The following is a 15,583-nucleotide window of genomic DNA, read 5'->3' on the forward strand; positions in this document are numbered from 1 at the left end:
TCGACATCGACGAGATCAATGCGCGGCTGCAGGCCCGCGAGTGAACGCGTCAAGAAGGTCCTCGGTCGGACTATTACCTTCATTCCGGGCTCGCACCAAGTCGTCTGATGCTTGAGCAGGATGTCACTGCTTCTACTGCTTCTGGTTCGCCCACAGGTGAAAGGGCATGGCACACACCCTGCATCCTCGGTGCGATACGGCCGCCGGCTTCTTAATATCCTGTCGGCCACTGGGACTTTTGACACGATTCAGTCAATCGAGCGCGCGTTGCGCGCCCAATCAGATGAAGTCTGTGGTTAGAGTGCCCTCGCCGCTCGTATTGAGGCCTGCGCCTAGGCGCAGCTGCTCCTTGGTCTTAACCTGTCGAGGACCATGCAGCGGAGACCTCTGGCAAGATGAGGCGATCGTCTATCGGTTGGTACGCATGTCCACTATTCGCATATCGGAACGCACATCTGTTGATGAGGTCATTGGCTGGGACATGTCCCGGTGCCAAGCTGCGCGCATTGGCAAGCGGAGCAGCTTCGAGGCGGGCGCGCAAGGTTTGGCGCTTGCATCTCTAGCAGGCTTCGCCGCGGATGGTGAGGAGTTCGTGCTCGATTGTGAGTTTGAAGAGCCCCGCACGGCGGAAGACCTGAACGCCACATTGTTCTCCAGTGCCTTCGGCTTTGCCCTGGCAAGAAGAGCGAGGCGAATTCAGTTCTTGGGCAAGGCGGCCGCTCCTGAATTCAAACCGGCCCTCGCGGCTCTGTACAAGAGTGGCGCGGGAGTGCTCGGTCTAGGGACCTCCCGCTCGCTTGTCTGCGTAGACCCGATATTTCCCCTTCCGCCTGAACTAGCCGAAGCCGGCATGGACCATACTGACGAGGGATTTCCACCTCCCTCCGTGTTCGGTGCAATGCTTCAACGGACGGTCCAGGGAATGGGATTTCGCCGCTTGCTCGGCTCCGCGGGCGAATCTAGCGTCGTTTCGTTTATCTACGAGGCGCTCCGAAACAGCCTTGAGCATGGCATTCCCGCCGATTTCGCGCGCCGTTCAAGGAGCACGCGCGCTTTGGTGGTTGAGAAGGTGGTACTCCAGGGCTCCGACGTTGCGAGCCGTCGTCTTTCCCCGGAGCTGAAGGACTACCTGGGGAGAGTTTTCGAAGGAAACAAGGACCTTGGGCTGGGCGCCGCATGCTTCACGGTAGCTGATCAAGGCGACGGAATTCAGTTCACGCTGCCACCGAAGCAAGACGAAACATCGGAGCAGCGTCTAGCTCGCGCCTTCCTGCCCGGGGAGAGTCGAAAGCCGTCAGGCGTCGTGAAGCGCGGCCTCGGCCTTCCTGCTGTCGTCTCGGCAGCTCATCACCTCCAGGCACTAGTGAGGATTACTTCTGGCAATCTCGACCTTGTGCAGGACTTCTCAACGGGCGAGCATAAGTATCCGACGCTGGAGTTCAAGTCCGTCCGCCAACTTCCTTCCTCGTTCCAGGGAGGTACTTGCGTATCCATCTTCGTGCCTGAGTTCGCCCGCGACCTCGACCAAGGCGCCTTGTTTGGACGATAGCTCTTCGAAGTAGCATGACGCTAGCGTTCAGCTCCAATGTAGTTCGTCAAGCTTCGGACATTGAGCACGTAGTAGCCCAAATTCCTGACTCTTCGCTGATGGGCGCGAGCGGCCTCGTGCTTCGCTTCGACGCTGAGTTCTGGCTTCGCCTTATGTCTGACCCTGGAAGAGCTGTCGACATTCTTCGTGAGCAAGCAGAGACAGTTACGAAGCGCGCGCCACACGTCGACATTTTCGCGCTTCCGGATGGGCATTCATCTGCTTCGGCGAACCCGCCCTACGTGGCGCGCCACGGTCCGCGCCTATTGTTTCGAAAGAGCGATGGAACAGTCGCCTTCGACGCTGAAGTGGATGATGAATTACTTCAATCCATACGCGAAAAGGACCTTCATCAAGTTGTATTAGGCGCGCAGAACAGATGCGTCATTTGTGCCGCATCAAGCTACCACTTTGCTCTTCCATCTGGTGCGCATGCATCTCAATTCATACGGCTCTCGGAAGCGCTGGTCGACATGCCCACGGTGGACCGAATTGCTTATTGGATAGCGCACAAGATCGAAACGCAACTATCAGAGCTTCGGGACAAATCAAGCTTCACTCTTCTTGTAGACCATCCGAGCATGCTGGTTCTTGCTGCGCGAGTACAGCTTCTGGTATCGGATCGGCTCTCCATTGCGACGTTTCCTGGCTACCCCTCGGACGTAGAGGCTCGGACGACGACCTTCTCATTCTTGAGCCAGATTGCCTCAGCTCGAACCGCAGTGTTTGTCGTCATTGGCGTCGCGTCGACCGGGAGGCTAGCCAACTTCGTCGACATTTGGGCTAGTAACCGTCCCGGGCTGACCATCAAATCGACCACCCTCTACGCGGTCCAAGACATCAATGAGGCTAAACCGCTCTGTCGCCTAGTGCTGCCCAACTACGAGCACTACGAGACAGAACAGGCATGCGGCATGTGCGCAAATCAAAGCGAGGCCGTGGCCATCCACTCGACCAACTACATGATTGGCGTGACCGCGCCTAAAGCGATCGCGTTACCCCCCGACCTTTTTGCGCAACAGAGAGAATTCTTGTCGCGGTGGGGCGGTCAGGAAGGGGTACTTCGGGTTCACTACGATGACCCGAATGAATCGACGGCACGGCATCACGCGTTTTATGTCGACGTCGCCACGTTACTCGACATTGAGGCATTTCGACAGGAAGTGCTCGAGAAGGTCGGAGAGCTCAATCCGCGGCCAGATGCTGTGGCGGTGCCTGACCATCCCGCCGCCATCCGGCTCGCCGAACTCATTGCAAGAGGGCTTGGAATTCCCATCGTCACTTTTGACAGTGACATGCTTGCGCACCATCAGGGAGAGCGGAACCAGCACCTTCTGGCTGCGCGCACTTTGCTTGTGGCGGACGACGTATTCATCACAGGCTCGCGCCTGGACGTCATCAACAGATTTCTCCGTGAAACAAAGGAGGAGCGAGCCCCGGCTCTGACCTGCGTTCAATTCTTCACACTGTTGGCTACGCCAGCCTCGGCACAGAAGTATGCAGCCCGTCTGCGCGGTCTAACCACCAGGCATGGCTGGGAGGCGCAACTAGTCCATCTGTACCGGTTTTGTCTTCCCGATTGGCACGACCATCAGTCGTGCCCTTGGTGTCGGGAGCGCGAGGCTCTCAGCGTGTTGGCAAAGCTATCAGGCGTTCTTGATGGCCCTGTCGCGGACCGGATGACTCATCTCAGCAGTACCAGCGAGGGGTTGACCCATCAGGCGTTCCATCTTGCGGCTGACGTTGCGGAGGTCCCAGGTCTTGGCGCAGAGTCAGTTATCTTGAATGGGGGAGCAACTGCGTTGCAAGTGCTCTTCGCCTGCGCGAGCGCAGTACAGCAACTGCGTCATAAATCGGCAGAGCCGCTCAATCCCTCGCAGTTTCCGGCCCCGACGGGCCTTGCTGAGAGGGTCTTTGCAACGAACTATTCCGAGCGCGCAGTCTGGCTCGGAATACTTCGTTCGCTTCGTAGCACTGAGCTTCACAAGGACTTGGTCCAATTCCTGCGGAATGCCGCACTCGACAAAGCCGATGGTCAGCATTCGCTAATCCACGCCGAGTTGGCTGTGGCGTGGCTCACGGGGAAGCTTGGAAGCCCGGATGCCTCTGAAGCCGGTCGCGAGCTTTTCGAGTCGCTTGGCATCCCTTGGCAAGCGTTGTTCGATGCCGCCTATGTGTATTCCAAGTAGGCAGTGGTAGCTACCCAACCTCAAGAAACTGGCTCAGGTAGTCGGGATGAAGTGGCCCGACAGACTGAACTACGAACGCTGCTGGTCAGAGGTCCAGAGGTCGTGGAACGCCTTCAGCAGTCGCCATGGTGGCAATTTCTTCAAGCCAGCTTCCGCTTCAGGCGTCTGCAAGGTCGTGGCAACAAGGCCGAGCCAATCACCCGTAGTGTCGACCGTGACGGCAGCAAGTGGTTCGCCCAAAAAAGGTCGTATTCCGCGCCTCCTCGGACTCAGCCAGGCTGCGAGTCTTGTTGACGGCGACGTCGGAGCGTTGCGCTTGCAAGTCAATTGGATCGGCGCTCTGAAAGGGGGGCCAGTCTTTGAGCAGCGCCCGCGAGCGACCGTCTGCTTCATATTGAAAGCTGACCTTGAACCAGAGCCCGTCAACGACGGCAATCGCTGCGAAGCAGGCTGTCGCGCGCGATCATTTCACGGGCAACTGCCCTCCCCCCATACTGCATCGCCAGCTCATCACGCTGGTGCGTCGCAGACCCGCACCGCCGGTCGTCTCGTAATGGGCGGGCATACTCACGATGACCGCGAGCGGTGATGGGCGGTGGCAGCGTGGCCTGCACCCCCCCGCCTCCCGGCCGAGCTCCCGCGCCCCTGCCCCAACGCCCTGCCCGGCTTAGAACGCGTTAAACACCGCCGAGTTGGCCGCAGCCTGCCCCTGAGCGTTTTCGAGGGCGCGGATCACGCCGCGCAGGCGCTCGCACTCGCGCTCGAGCGAGGCGACCCAGGCGCGGGCGTGCTGCGTTTCATTCAAAGCCTGCGCCTGCAGCGCAGCCATGCCCCAGCGGCTCTCGAACCACAGCGCCAGATAGATGGCGCGGGGTGCGTTGCCGCTGGCCTGGTAGCGCTGCAGCGTGCGCAGGCTCACGCCCAGGTGCCGGGCGATCTTCTTGCGCGGTTCGATCTGGTCGGATATTAAAAAGGACAGCGGCGGCAGCCGCGCGAACGTGGGCGCGAGGAAGGGCATGGCAAGCTCCTGCGAGGGGCGAGATGGGCGAGGGCCGGCGATGCCGCCCCTGCCAGGCCATGTCAGTTTGTCGCGATGCGGTGGCGCCCTCTTCTCTCCTGCGCGGGCGGGCCTTTCAGGGCGGGAGAGAATGAAATAAACATAACAAGGCGAGCAATTTCCCGAATAGAGATGTCATGAGCAAGAGCATCCGGCTGCCCGCCGTCGGCCGGAAAGGTTGATCTCGCGAGCTTTGACGGCGAGGCCACGAAGCCGACGGCCCCGTTATGCTGCGGTTTTTACATTCAAGGCCTCATGAACAGCGCCCAAGTAACTTTGCCCCCGGCCGGCGTCACGCCCGAGCGGGCGCTGGAACTGCTCTGGCAGCAGGCGCCCGATGTGGCCTTCGTGCTGCTCGATGCGGCCGGAATCATCACCGGCTGGCGCGGCGCGTCCGAGTCCCTCTTCGGCTACACCGAGGCGGAGGCGATCGGTCTGAAGCTCGACGTTATCTTCGCGCCCGAAGACCTGAAGCTCGGGCTGGCGGACATGGAGCGCGCGGTGGCGCTCGCTGTCGGCCACTCGGAGGACGACCGCTGGCACCTGCGCAAGGATGGCCTGCGCATCTGGGTGGCCGGCACGCTGATTGCTCTTCGCGAGGGCGGCCGGCATGTCGGCTTCGCCAAGCTGATGTTCGACCGCACCAACCTGCGCGCCCAGCTGGAGACCACCGTTAACCGACTCAATCACGCCCACGACACGCTGCGTGGACGCGACGTCTTCTTCGGGCGGCTGACGCACGAGGTGCGCAACGCGCTCGGCCCGATCCGCAGCGTGACCGAGCTAATCGAGAGGCGCGGCCATGTGACGCCTGAGCTGCGGATGCCGCTCAGCGTGGTGAAGCGCCAAGTCGTGCAGATGGAACGCATGATGGAAGACTTGGCCGAGGTGGTGCGCTTCGGTGCCGGTAAGCTGCAACTGGCCAAGTCCCGCTTCGACCTGGGCGTCGACCTGCAAGAAATCGCGGCGGCCGTGCGTCCCGATGCGACCCGCAAGCTGCAGACGCTGGAGGTGTTGGTGCCGCCGGCGCCGGTCCTGTTGCAGGCAGATCAGGCCCGGGTGCACCAGATCGTTTTCAACCTGCTCCACAACGCGATCAAGTACACGCCGCGCGGCGGCCGCATTTGGCTACATTGCACGATCGAAGTTGACGAGGCCGTGATCAAGGTCAGCGACAACGGCAGCGGCATCGCGCCTGTGCTGCTGCCGGTCATCTTCGAGCTCTTCACGCAGGAGAACCCGCACCAGTCCGAAGGCGGCTTCGGTGTCGGGCTCTCGCTGGTCAAGGACCTAGTCGATGCCCACGGCGGCTTCGTCGAGGTGCGCTCCGACGGCAAGGACCGCGGAAGCGAGTTCACCGTACGCCTGCCCCTGGAATAGGTCAGCCTGCAAGACATGCGCCAGGCGAGAGTGGGACGCATGAGGCTACGAAAGGGGCCGGTGGAGCTTTGGATTGCCCCGAACGACACCCAAACTCCCCCGGCTATCGACACGTAAACTCCCCCGCCCCGGCCATCGGGCCGTGACGGCGTAGGCGGCGCCGGCGTCTGCCGGCAGTCGCTTCCGGGCAGGACGTTACTTTCTGCTCCCTCAGCCATGAGGGGGTGACGGAGTGAATGTCTTGAAGCCGCATTTGCAGACGACCATTTGGACCTTGCTTGCCGCCGGGGCCAGCCAACGGGAGATCGAGCGCGTCACGGGTATCGATCGCAAGACGATCCGGAGCTACGAGAAGCGTTTCGCTACCGTGGCGGCAAATTCCCCCGGGGTGTCCACCGGCTCCTCAGGGCAAATTCCCCCACCCCGTCCACCGGCTCCGATCCCCGCGCGCTCGCCCGCGACGGTCTCGGCGTGCGAGCCGCATCGCGGCTTCATCGAGGCGCAACTGCGGCTGCGGCGCAACGCCATGGCCATCTATCAGGACCTGGTCGACCTGCACGGATTCAGCGCGCGCTACAGCTCTGTAATGCGCTTCGCGCGCAAGCTTCGCCAGCACGAGCCCGAGCAATTCGACCGCCTGGAGTTCCTTCCGGGCGAAGAGATGCAGGTCGACTACGGAGAAGGCGCGCCCACGCGCGTGCCGGGAACCGACCGCTATCGCAAGCCGCGGCTGTTCATAGCGACGCTGCGCTACTCCAGGCGCAGCTTCCGCCGCGTCGTCTGGAAGTCCAGCCAAGAGACCTGGGCCCGGCTTCACGAGCAGGCCTGGAGATATTTTGGCGGTTCGTGTCGCTATGTGGTCCTGGACAACCTGAAGGAAGGCGTCGTCAAGCCCGACCTGTACGAGCCGCAATTGAACGCCGTGTACGCGGCGACGCTGGCCCACTACGCCGTGATCGCCGATCCGGCCCGCGTCCGCGATCCCAATCGCAAGGGTTCTGTCGAGAACGCGATCGGTCACACCCAGGCCACGGCCCTGAAGGGGCGGCGCTTCGAGTCGCTTCAGGAACAGAACGATTTCCTCGAACACTGGGAGACCCGGTGGGCCGCCCCGCGTATCCATGGCAGCGCACGCCGTCAGGTGCAAGCAATGTTTGAGGAGGAGCGGCCATTGCTGCAGCCGCTGCCGATGCTGGGCATGCAGTACTTCACCGAGGCGCAGCGCACCGTGTGCGACGACAGCTGCGTGCGGGTCGATCACAGCAGCTACGCCGCGCGCCCGGCGCCCATCGGCAGCCACGTGCTGGTGCGCGTGTTCGACCGCCGCATCGAGATCCGTGACCTGAAGACGCAGGCGCTGCTGCGCAGCCACGTCCGAGTCGAGCGCCCCGGCACCATTGTGCTGCCGATGCAGGAACGCGTGTTCAATCCTTCGCGCGAGACCCGCCGCATCCTCGCACAGGCCAGGGCGATCGGCGGCGACGCCGAGCGATTGTGCGAGTTGCTGTTTGCCGTCGAAGGTCGCGTCGGCCAGCGCAAGCTCTGGGGCATCGTCCGCCTGGCCGATCGCTACCCGCGCCGTCTTGTTGATCGCGCTTGTGCGCAGGCGATGCACGAGGGTGTTCACAGCTACAGCTACGTGAAGAAGCTGACCGAGAAGATCGTCGCCGACGCACTGGCGGCCATCGAACGCGCCGAAGAACCTCGCCAGCTGGAGCTCACGCTGACGCAGGAACACCCGCTGATCCGTCCCGCCGACATCTACGCCGAATTCTTCTCCCGCTGTGCCTCGGCACAGCCTTCCGCTCCCCTGAACCCTGGAGGTACTGCGCATGACCCTCAATGAGATCGAACGCACGCTGCGCGAGCTGCGTCTGTCCGGCATCGCCGCAACCCTGAACACCCGCGTCATGCAGGCGCAGTCCTCGCAGCAGCCGCTGCTGGAGACGCTTGCGGGATTGCTACAAGACGAACTCGACCGGCGCCACTCGCGCCTGACCGAGCGACGCTTCAAGCAATCACGTCTCGACGAACGACCCACGCTCGGCGACTTCGACTGGCGCTTCAACCCGAAGCTGCCTCGTCAGCCATGCTTCGAGCTGCACACGCTGAAGTTCATCGCCGACGGCGCCAACGCCCTGATCATTGGCAAGCCAGGCACCGGCAAGTCGCATGTGGCCAAGGCTGTTGCCTACCAGGCCACCCTGCAAGGCCATGATGTTCGCTACGTCGAGGCCGACACCGAGTTCGCTCACTTCGCATTGGCCAGTCCCAAGGAGCAGACCTCGCTGATGCGCTCCTACCTCGAATCCGATCTGCTTGTGCTCGATGATCTCTTCCTTGCGCGGCGTGTCTCCGATGCCGCCGCTGAATTGCTCCAGACCCTCGTGCATCAGCGCTACAAGCGCCGCGGCAGCATCGTCGTGACCTCCAACCGGGTCGTGCAGGACTGGGGCAAATACCTCGGCGACGCGACCATGGGAACCACCATCCTCGATCGACTCATGCATCGCGCCGTCATGCTCGAGTTCGAAGGCAGGAGCTACAGGATGAAGGAGGCCGCGGCACGCCTGGCGATCGCAGTCGAGGCGTGATCGATCAATAATGCAACCCCTGTCCTGCCCGGAGGAATTTGGGTGTCGACAAGCGGGGGAATTTGAAGTGTCGATCGGGGGATTGAGAGCTGGTACTTGTTGCCCCTTGCAGCTGGAGACCAGGCGACCCTCAGCGCCCCCGCCATCATGGGGTGCTCGTCCTTTTCGTGTTGTTCGACGGGGTAATCGTCCTTTCCATACATGCACGGAAAGGACGATTACCCCACGATGGCATCACGTTCTAGCCTGACTCGGTCAAGGGCTCGTTGATTCGGAAGGAAGCGGGCTATGGCGGCGTGCGGTTCGACCTGCAGGCGAAGTTGGATGGTGCGCGCATTGCCCTGCAAGTGGACATCGGCTTTGGCGACGCGGTCATCCCGCCGAGCCGTTCATGTCCATCTTCGTCCAGCGGGGAGCGGTATGCCTGCCCGCGTATTCCTCGTCGATCTGGGCAATCAACTTATCCGCATTCTTCGGATCCACCGCCGCCAGGATCGCATCGATCTTGGCTTCGACCCGATCGTCGCCCTCTTTGGATTGCGGAGAGCCGACGTAGAGCAGGAAGGCCAGGCCCCCGATTTGCCAGAGCAGCTGCAAGAACTCGGACTGCCAGTTTTCCAGCGTATCCCTCGACACCTGGATCAGGTAGCCAGAGACCTCGACCGGAGCGCCCAGGGTCTGTTGCTCATCCACATAGGCGAACCAGGCGAAGACCCAATGGCCAACGAGGGACAGGATGAAGAACCCGAGGGTGACCCAGCCATAGCCGTATCGGTTCCAGACGGATCTATTCATGTTTTGCTTCCTGGTTATGTGATGCCTCTCGAGCACCGCTCTCTCGAGCGCGCAGCGCTTGTTCCATGAGCCCCTGCAGCAGCGCAGCGGCGCTTTTCCATCAGTTTCTCCAGGCCGCATGCGCGGCGCATGTCAGGCGACCTCCCAAAGGTTTGAAAGCGATGAGCCTGCCCTTCATCGCGCGCGATGGCCAGGCGCATGAAGCGGTAAACCTCGGCCACGATCGGCCCCTCCACCTCGACCGCATAGTCCTGCTTGGCAGCGGGCCCGAAATCCAGCAACTGGTCGGCGCAGAAGTTGATGCCACCCACGAAGGCCAGCCGCCCGTCGATCGCCACCAGCTTGCGGTGCATGCGCCGCAGGAGGTTGAGCTGCTGCCCGAAGACGCGCGGCCCTGGATCGTAGGAACGAACCGCCACGCCATCGGCCGTCATCGGCTCGACAAAGGCGCGCGGCAGGGCGAGCGAGCCGAATCCGTCGAGGGCGACGCGCGCGCCGCGCCGCGCCGCCTCGTGCAGCGCCGCCTGCAGGGCTTGCCCGACTTTGTCGTCTCGCAGTATGAAGGTCTCGATCAGCACTTCGCGCCGCGCATTGCGGATGGCTTGGAGCACGCGCGGAAAGAAGGCATCGCCGTTCTCCAGCAGCGCCGCGCGGTCGCTGCCCACCCAGCGTTGGCCAATTCGGCGCTCAGTACTTGTGCCCAAGATGAAGCGCCCTTCTTCCTCGCCTGTGCTCTCGCCGTCCGCCGAGGTGAGTCGAAGCACGCAGCCCTGTGCTTTACCTTCAGCTGCGCAGAGCGATCGCGCCCGCCGGCGTGCGGGGAGTCCGCTTTTTGCAGGCGACGAAGATGTGAGTCCGCCACGTCCAGGCCCCGGAGCAGTTCCTGCCTCCGGTCATCGATGGCCAGGGCGTTGCGGGCTGATCTGGTTGATTTGCCATGAACGTCTCCTTGGGTGCGCAGAGTGACATCGCTCCGGACGCCATCTACGCGGCGCGATTGGCATTGGCGCAACCGTGTGGCAGATGGGCCCGTAGGACCCCGACGTCCTGTTTTGGCTTGAGGCCGCGAAGAAGGGAGGCGTTCGGGGGGCACTGCCCACCCTTCTAAGACTTCGTTATGCAGTCGCCCCCGTAACCGCCATCAACTCTTCCTTGCGCGCCTCCAGCTGTTCGCGCATGGCGACCAAATCCAGGCCTCGCGCGGCGCGCGCCTTCACGAAGATCTCGTTGCGCTCTTCCTTCACGTGATGGTCGATGTACTCTCCGAGCACCGTAACCTTGGCGTCGAACATGTCGTCCACGTCGGTGGCTTCTTGGATCTGCGCGATCAGGTCCTTGGCGCTGGCGTGCTCGACGGCTGCTTCGTCGAGCAGGTCGGTGTCCTTGATTGCCTCTCGCAGGCCGGGATAGAAGATCTCTTCCTCGATCTGTGCGTGGACGGTGAGCTCCATGCAAATCTCGTTGGCGAGATCGCGTTTCTTCTGCGATGCGCTGGCCGCCTTCGAACCGCTCAGCGTCTCATATTCCTTGAACATCTCTTTGACGTTGCGGTGGTCGGTATCAAGCAGGCTGCAGGCATCCGGCTTTGAGCGCTTGGTGGTGGTGGGCATCGTGGTCTCCAGATTCGCTTTGGGGATGAGCAGAGTGCAATGCTCCCATCTTCATCAACGTAGGATGGCTTCGCATGGCGACAGCGTCCGCGCCGCCGTGGACTTGTGCGGCTTGGCCGCCGCTGTGCCGAAATGCTTACGTTGCGTTGCGAGGAAGCCTTCTCTTGTCCGTCGGACCTGCGTGCCCAAGCCCGGCGCGCTCATTGCCGGCGAAACGGAAACAGCTCCTACCCCGGTCGTGGAGACGGCCTGTCATTGATAAGGGATGTCCACCGCCGAAGACGCTGCGCGCGCGCTGCTGCGCCAGGGCGAATCGGCCAACACACGGATGTCCTACGGCTCGGCGATGCGCTACTGGTGCGCCTGGTACGCCGCGCGCTACGGCCACGCGCTGCGCTGCCAGTGCCTGTCCCGGTGGTGGTCCAGTTCATCGTCGACCACGCGGCGCGCCGGCACGAAGATGGCGACGCGGATGGCAGCGCGCAGGACAACGGCATGCCCGACGAAGCCGGCCAGGCGCGCCATCGCGAGCCACCCGCCGTCGGCCCGCGGCGCAAGGCCGGCGCGCTGGTCTGCGAGCTGCCGACGGACGTCGACCAGGCGCTGGTGAAGAACGGCTACAAGGCGCGCCTCGGGTCGCCGGCCTTGAACACCCTCATCCACCGCATCGCGGTGCTGTCCAAGGCGCATCGGATGGCCTACGCGGGGACCATCGGATCGATAGGGAGTTCGTCGCCCTCCTCCGCACCCGGCGGGCGAGGCGGATCAGGCGGCCCAGGCCGCGCCACACCCGGCGTGCCCAGTGGCCAGAAGCTCGCGAACCCCTGTGCAGACCCCCTGGTGCGCGAGCTCCTCGCGCGCACCCGCCGCGCCTATGCCCAGCGCGGCGCGCGGCCCAAGCGCCAGCGCGCGCTCACGAAGGACCCGCTGCAGCTCTTGTTGGCCACCTGTGACGAGTCCCTGCGCGGAAAGCGCGCCCGCGCCCTGCTCCTCTTTGCCTGAGCCACCGGCGGGCGCCGCCGCTCCGAGGTGGCCGCCGCCACCCTGGAAAACCTGTAGCGGGTGAATGCCGAAGCCTTCGTCTACACCCTCGCCCACTCCAAGACCAACCAGCGCGGGGAGCTGCGGCCCGAGGATGTGAAGCCGCTGGCGGACAGCGCCGCAGCCGCCATCACCGAATGGCTGGCGGTGCTGAAGGCGCACGGCGTCCAGGAGGGCCCCATCTTCCGGCGCATCCGCAAGGGCGGCCACCTGGGCGAGCCCCTCGCCCCCGCGGCCGTGCGCGACATCGTCAAGGAGCTTCGGGGACTGGCTGCGCCAGCCATGCACGTCCCTGGCGGGAGCGGGGAGGGAAGGATGCAGGGCTTGCCTGTGTTCGTGCTGCGCCCGGTGGCGAGGGCCAGGGCAGATCAGGCAGTGGGGCAGAGTCCTGCGGACAGGCGGCAACGGCCAGGAGACAGCCCGCCGTGGAGTAGCTCCCCAATCGCAAAACGGGCTTGTTCGAAGGCTGTCAGGTGCTTACGTCGCCCCCATCGTCATCCTGATAGTCATGCCCGGGCCTCAGGCCGCGGTCCCTCTCTCGCCGCTTCTGCGCCTTGTCGTCCTGGTCTAGAAGCCAATCTGCAGCCGAGGGTTGCCGTGAGACCTCTTCGTCGGCCAAGTCCTGGATGATCTTTACGAGCTCGCTGCGGCGGGACATGCGCAGTGTTTAACAGACTAAAAAACAGGATTCGTAGGCGCGAATCGTTCTCGATATGGAGGAGGCTGCCTACGGCCCCAGCGCGCCGCGGTGGATTTGCGCCCGGGCGCAACGCCGGGAGATTGCTCGCATCAACTCGCGCGGGACTTTCTCGTGGCGCGGGGAAGCTACACGGCCTACGCCTTAGGCAGGGTGATCGTGAACCGGATCACACGGGCCGCCGCACGGCCCTCCACTTCGCCGCCATGGGCCCTGGCGATCTGCCGCACGATGAAGAGGCCCAACCCCAGATGCGCATGACGCAGCCCTGCCGGTTGCGCGTCTTTTCGATGAAGCGGTTCGAACCACCGCTCGAGTTCGCCAGCCGAGACTTCCTCTAATCCAACGTTCTCAACCGACAGCAGCACCGCCGATTCCTGGCCCTCCAAGGTCACCAGCACCGGATCGGCTGGAGACCCGTGCTTGATGGCGTTGGTCACCAGGTTGCTCAGTGCCTGCCGGATTCGGGATGCGTCAAACGCACCGCGCGCATCGCCTTGAACCTTGAGGTCGATCGTGGCGCCTGGAAACGCCGTGCGCAGCAGTTCAACCTCCGCGGTGCACGCCTCGTACAAGTCGGATGGCTCCCGGCGCAGGGCCATTGGTTGGCCCAGTCCGGCCCGGTTGAGTTCCAAAAGCGAGTCCAGCAGGGCCGTCATGCGCTCCACCCCTTGCATGAGGGTGGCCGCGTGCGCACTGATGGCTGGCGATGCCTGCAGGTTGATCAATCGGCCGGCGAGCGAAATGGCGTTCAGCGGGCCACGCAGGTCGTGTCCGAGGACGCCCAGGAAAATCTGTCGCCATCGTTCGAGTTCCGCTTCGTGGAACGCCACCGATTCGGCGACCGCTTGGTCGATGGCCTCGTTGAAGCGCCCGATTTCTTCCACTGCGCCCGGGCCGGTGGCATGTGCATCGCCATAGAGCCGCAAGACGCTGGAGCGCAGGGCGCGGTACTCGGCGACGAGCTGGCTGGTGGTGAGCCCGCTGCGAGCTCGCGCCAGCCCATGGGTTTGCGCAGCCGTCTCGTCTTCCGCCAAAGGTGCGTTTCCTTGGGATTTTTCAATCGACTCCCTCCTACTTTGGGGCCGCCGCAGATCTGCTGTGATGGCTCTCAGCAATTCAGGAAGGTGATCGCGAAGCACCGCCTCGTCTGCGGTGGCAAAGGCAGGCAGGGTGCGCGCATGAGCAACTGCGGCCGAGAGAATGGGCCCGGATGCGACCTCCAGGAAAGTGGCGATGTTCACGATGTTCATCTACCGGCCTTTGTAACGCATCTGCGGATGACACGAAATGGCCAAATCCCTTCACATTTTGGTGGTGGACGACGACCGCGAGACGGCGGACCTCCTGGGTGCCATTCTTTGCGCGTACCTGCCTGAGTCAAGCGTCCGCGTGGCGTACGAAGGCCGAGCAGCGGCGACGCTCGCCCTGGCACAGCGCCCCGACGCCGCTGTACTGGACCTTGACATGCCCGAGCTCGACGGAGAAGGCTTGGCTCGCGTGCTGCGGACTGCGTTCCCGGACCAGCCACCACGTCTGATCGCCCTGTCTGGGGCGGTGATTCGGCTGGAAGCACTTCGTCGAGACGGCCCCTTCGATCACCAGTTGAGCAAGCCCACGGACGTCAACGCACTGGGCGAATTACTCAGGTCGGTGGCGTGAGTCAGCCTTCCGCTCTGCCACCGAATTTGGCGGGCCGGTGGGTAAGGCGAAGGCGCCCACCCGTCCTGCGGCGGAGTTCTAGCCGCTGAAAATCGGGCGTCCCGCAGCTTGCGGTCTGGCCCGGCGGCGCCCGGTGGTGGGACCGGGGAGGCAATCCTGCGGCAGCCGCAAACGGCAAGCCCGCTGACCGGCGATGATAAAGCAAGCAGCTCGCGCAGGGACCTCAAACGAGAGCGCTTGCTTACATTTATTCGAGTATTCAACGATAGTGGATATATGGAAGAACATGGCCTGCCTCGCGGCGCCGGTGCGGCGGCGAACAGCTTCGAGTAGAGCGACGCTGGTGGCCCGTCGTCAACGTGCGGATTGACATGACAGGCGTCATATGCAAGATCTCCTGCAGCAGTTGTAGGCTGCGACCCCCTGGGCGAGGCAGGCTCCGCCCTGGCAGCAGCCCTCGGTCAGGTTGCCGAGCAGCATGCATCCGATCAAAGGCAGCTCGGTAGATGAGGTTGCGGCCGCTGCGCACCTGCGTCACCAAGCCCGAATGGGCCGGTTCCTTTCAGGTGGAACGACCGGGTGGTGGCGGGTACGTCCAGGGTTTCCACCAACGCAACCGGTGTCAGGCCCTCGGACCCTGCGACTACCAGCGCGCGGAACACCTGCAGGCGCACCGATTGCGCAATCGCAGCCAGCGAGCGGACAACGCCGTTAGATCAGCGGGCTGGTGCTGCGCAGCACAACGCGCAGATTCAGGAGCTCCTGCCCAGAAGCTGCCCCAGCTTCCATCCCCGAATGCCTACTTTGATGCACTGCACACACCCAGGAATGAGATGTCTCCTATTGGGCTCACATTTCACCTGCGGCGGCTGCTACAGCAGCTTCGCTGGTTAATGTCCCGGGAAGTGGTGTAAGTCTTCTTTCACTCGCTGCGCGGCAAGGCGCGTAGGGCGTAGCCCGAAGCGGCTTG

The 15,583-nt window shown here is 63.2% G+C and carries 11 protein-coding genes and 2 pseudogenes; 7 read left to right on the top strand and 6 right to left on the bottom strand.

Going from position 1 to position 15,583, the window contains the following annotated elements; all coding sequences use genetic code 11:
* The first annotated feature begins 424 nt into the window (after nucleotides 1-424).
* Nucleotides 425-1,549 carry a hypothetical protein gene (locus AC3A6Y_RS34570; RefSeq protein ID WP_487872722.1) on the top strand — a complete coding sequence of 375 codons (1,125 nt, stop codon included), beginning with the start codon at nucleotides 425-427 and terminating at the stop codon, nucleotides 1,547-1,549.
* A 14-nt stretch (nucleotides 1,550-1,563) separates the two neighbouring features.
* A complete protein-coding gene (locus AC3A6Y_RS34575) occupies nucleotides 1,564-3,777 on the top strand; it encodes a phosphoribosyltransferase (protein WP_487872723.1) in 2,214 nt (737 codons plus the stop codon).
* A 667-nt stretch (nucleotides 3,778-4,444) separates the two neighbouring features.
* On the opposite strand, the gene AC3A6Y_RS34580 is transcribed toward AC3A6Y_RS34575, so the two are convergent.
* Complete coding sequence (locus AC3A6Y_RS34580; RefSeq protein WP_487872724.1) at nucleotides 4,445-4,795, bottom strand: hypothetical protein; 351 nt, start codon at nucleotides 4,793-4,795, stop codon at nucleotides 4,445-4,447.
* Nucleotides 4,796-5,089: 294 nt separating this feature from the next.
* On the opposite strand from AC3A6Y_RS34580, the gene AC3A6Y_RS34585 reads away from it, so the two are divergent.
* From AC3A6Y_RS34585 to istB, 3 genes are all read left to right on the top strand, one after another.
* Nucleotides 5,090-6,214: a PAS domain-containing sensor histidine kinase gene (locus AC3A6Y_RS34585; protein WP_487872725.1), complete on the top strand. Its 1,125-nt coding sequence runs from the start codon at nucleotides 5,090-5,092 to the stop codon at nucleotides 6,212-6,214.
* 232 nt (nucleotides 6,215-6,446) lie between these two features.
* Nucleotides 6,447-8,060, top strand: a complete 1,614-nt coding sequence (gene istA, locus AC3A6Y_RS34590; protein ID WP_487872726.1) for an IS21 family transposase — start codon at nucleotides 6,447-6,449, stop codon at nucleotides 8,058-8,060.
* Nucleotides 8,047-8,808 (top strand): IS21-like element helper ATPase IstB, encoded by a 762-nt coding sequence (gene istB, locus AC3A6Y_RS34595; RefSeq protein ID WP_487872727.1) that lies wholly within the window; start codon nucleotides 8,047-8,049, stop codon nucleotides 8,806-8,808. Before istA ends, istB begins: the two co-directional genes overlap by 14 nt.
* 372 nt (nucleotides 8,809-9,180) lie before the next feature.
* Here the strand turns inward: istB and AC3A6Y_RS34600 are convergent, their stop codons facing one another.
* The 3 genes from AC3A6Y_RS34600 to AC3A6Y_RS34610 form a co-directional block, all read right to left on the bottom strand.
* Nucleotides 9,181-9,603: a DUF6766 family protein gene (locus tag AC3A6Y_RS34600; RefSeq protein ID WP_487872728.1), complete on the bottom strand. Its 423-nt coding sequence runs from the start codon at nucleotides 9,601-9,603 to the stop codon at nucleotides 9,181-9,183.
* Nucleotides 9,604-9,617: 14 nt separating this feature from the next.
* Entirely contained in the window at nucleotides 9,618-10,367 is a 750-nt protein-coding gene (locus AC3A6Y_RS34605) for a phospholipase D-like domain-containing protein (RefSeq protein WP_487872729.1), read from the bottom strand.
* 351 nt (nucleotides 10,368-10,718) lie between these two features.
* Entirely contained in the window at nucleotides 10,719-11,213 is a 495-nt protein-coding gene (locus tag AC3A6Y_RS34610) for a hemerythrin domain-containing protein (protein WP_487872730.1), read from the bottom strand.
* Between the two features lie 591 nt (nucleotides 11,214-11,804).
* On the opposite strand from AC3A6Y_RS34610, the pseudogene AC3A6Y_RS34615 reads away from it, so the two are divergent.
* Nucleotides 11,805-12,527 (top strand): annotated as a pseudogene (locus AC3A6Y_RS34615) (tyrosine-type recombinase/integrase); the annotation flags it as partial.
* A gap of 561 nt (nucleotides 12,528-13,088) precedes the next feature.
* Here the strand turns inward: AC3A6Y_RS34615 and AC3A6Y_RS34620 are convergent.
* The gene (locus tag AC3A6Y_RS34620; RefSeq protein ID WP_487872731.1) at nucleotides 13,089-14,204 is read right to left on the bottom strand and encodes an ATP-binding protein; all 1,116 of its coding nucleotides are present in this window, start codon (nucleotides 14,202-14,204) and stop codon (nucleotides 13,089-13,091) included.
* Between the two features lie 37 nt (nucleotides 14,205-14,241).
* Here AC3A6Y_RS34620 and AC3A6Y_RS34625 point away from each other — a divergent pair, with 37 nt between their 5' ends.
* Complete coding sequence (locus AC3A6Y_RS34625) at nucleotides 14,242-14,613, top strand: response regulator (protein WP_487872732.1); 372 nt, start codon at nucleotides 14,242-14,244, stop codon at nucleotides 14,611-14,613.
* A gap of 381 nt (nucleotides 14,614-14,994) precedes the next feature.
* On the opposite strand, the pseudogene AC3A6Y_RS34630 reads toward AC3A6Y_RS34625, so the two are convergent.
* A pseudogene (locus AC3A6Y_RS34630) lies at nucleotides 14,995-15,308 on the bottom strand (ArsR/SmtB family transcription factor).
* Between the last annotated feature and the right edge of the window lie 275 nt (nucleotides 15,309-15,583).

The sequence above is a fragment of the Variovorax sp. Soil_C_17 genome (genome assembly GCF_057657265.1).

What these genes read in the sequence shown, in the direction of transcription:
- AC3A6Y_RS34570 (WP_487872722.1), top strand. Translation starts at nt 425, where the DNA reads ATGTCCACTATTCGCATATCGGAACGCACATCTGTTGATGAGGTCATT.
- AC3A6Y_RS34575 (WP_487872723.1), top strand. Translation starts at nt 1,564, where the DNA reads ATGACGCTAGCGTTCAGCTCCAATGTAGTTCGTCAAGCTTCGGACATT.
- AC3A6Y_RS34580 (WP_487872724.1), bottom strand. Translation starts at nt 4,795, where the DNA reads ATGCCCTTCCTCGCGCCCACGTTCGCGCGGCTGCCGCCGCTGTCCTTT.
- AC3A6Y_RS34585 (WP_487872725.1), top strand. Translation starts at nt 5,090, where the DNA reads ATGAACAGCGCCCAAGTAACTTTGCCCCCGGCCGGCGTCACGCCCGAG.
- istB (WP_487872727.1), top strand. Translation starts at nt 8,047, where the DNA reads ATGACCCTCAATGAGATCGAACGCACGCTGCGCGAGCTGCGTCTGTCC.
- AC3A6Y_RS34600 (WP_487872728.1), bottom strand. Translation starts at nt 9,603, where the DNA reads ATGAATAGATCCGTCTGGAACCGATACGGCTATGGCTGGGTCACCCTC.
- AC3A6Y_RS34610 (WP_487872730.1), bottom strand. Translation starts at nt 11,213, where the DNA reads ATGCCCACCACCACCAAGCGCTCAAAGCCGGATGCCTGCAGCCTGCTT.
- AC3A6Y_RS34620 (WP_487872731.1), bottom strand. Translation starts at nt 14,204, where the DNA reads ATGAACATCGTGAACATCGCCACTTTCCTGGAGGTCGCATCCGGGCCC.
- AC3A6Y_RS34625 (WP_487872732.1), top strand. Translation starts at nt 14,242, where the DNA reads ATGGCCAAATCCCTTCACATTTTGGTGGTGGACGACGACCGCGAGACG.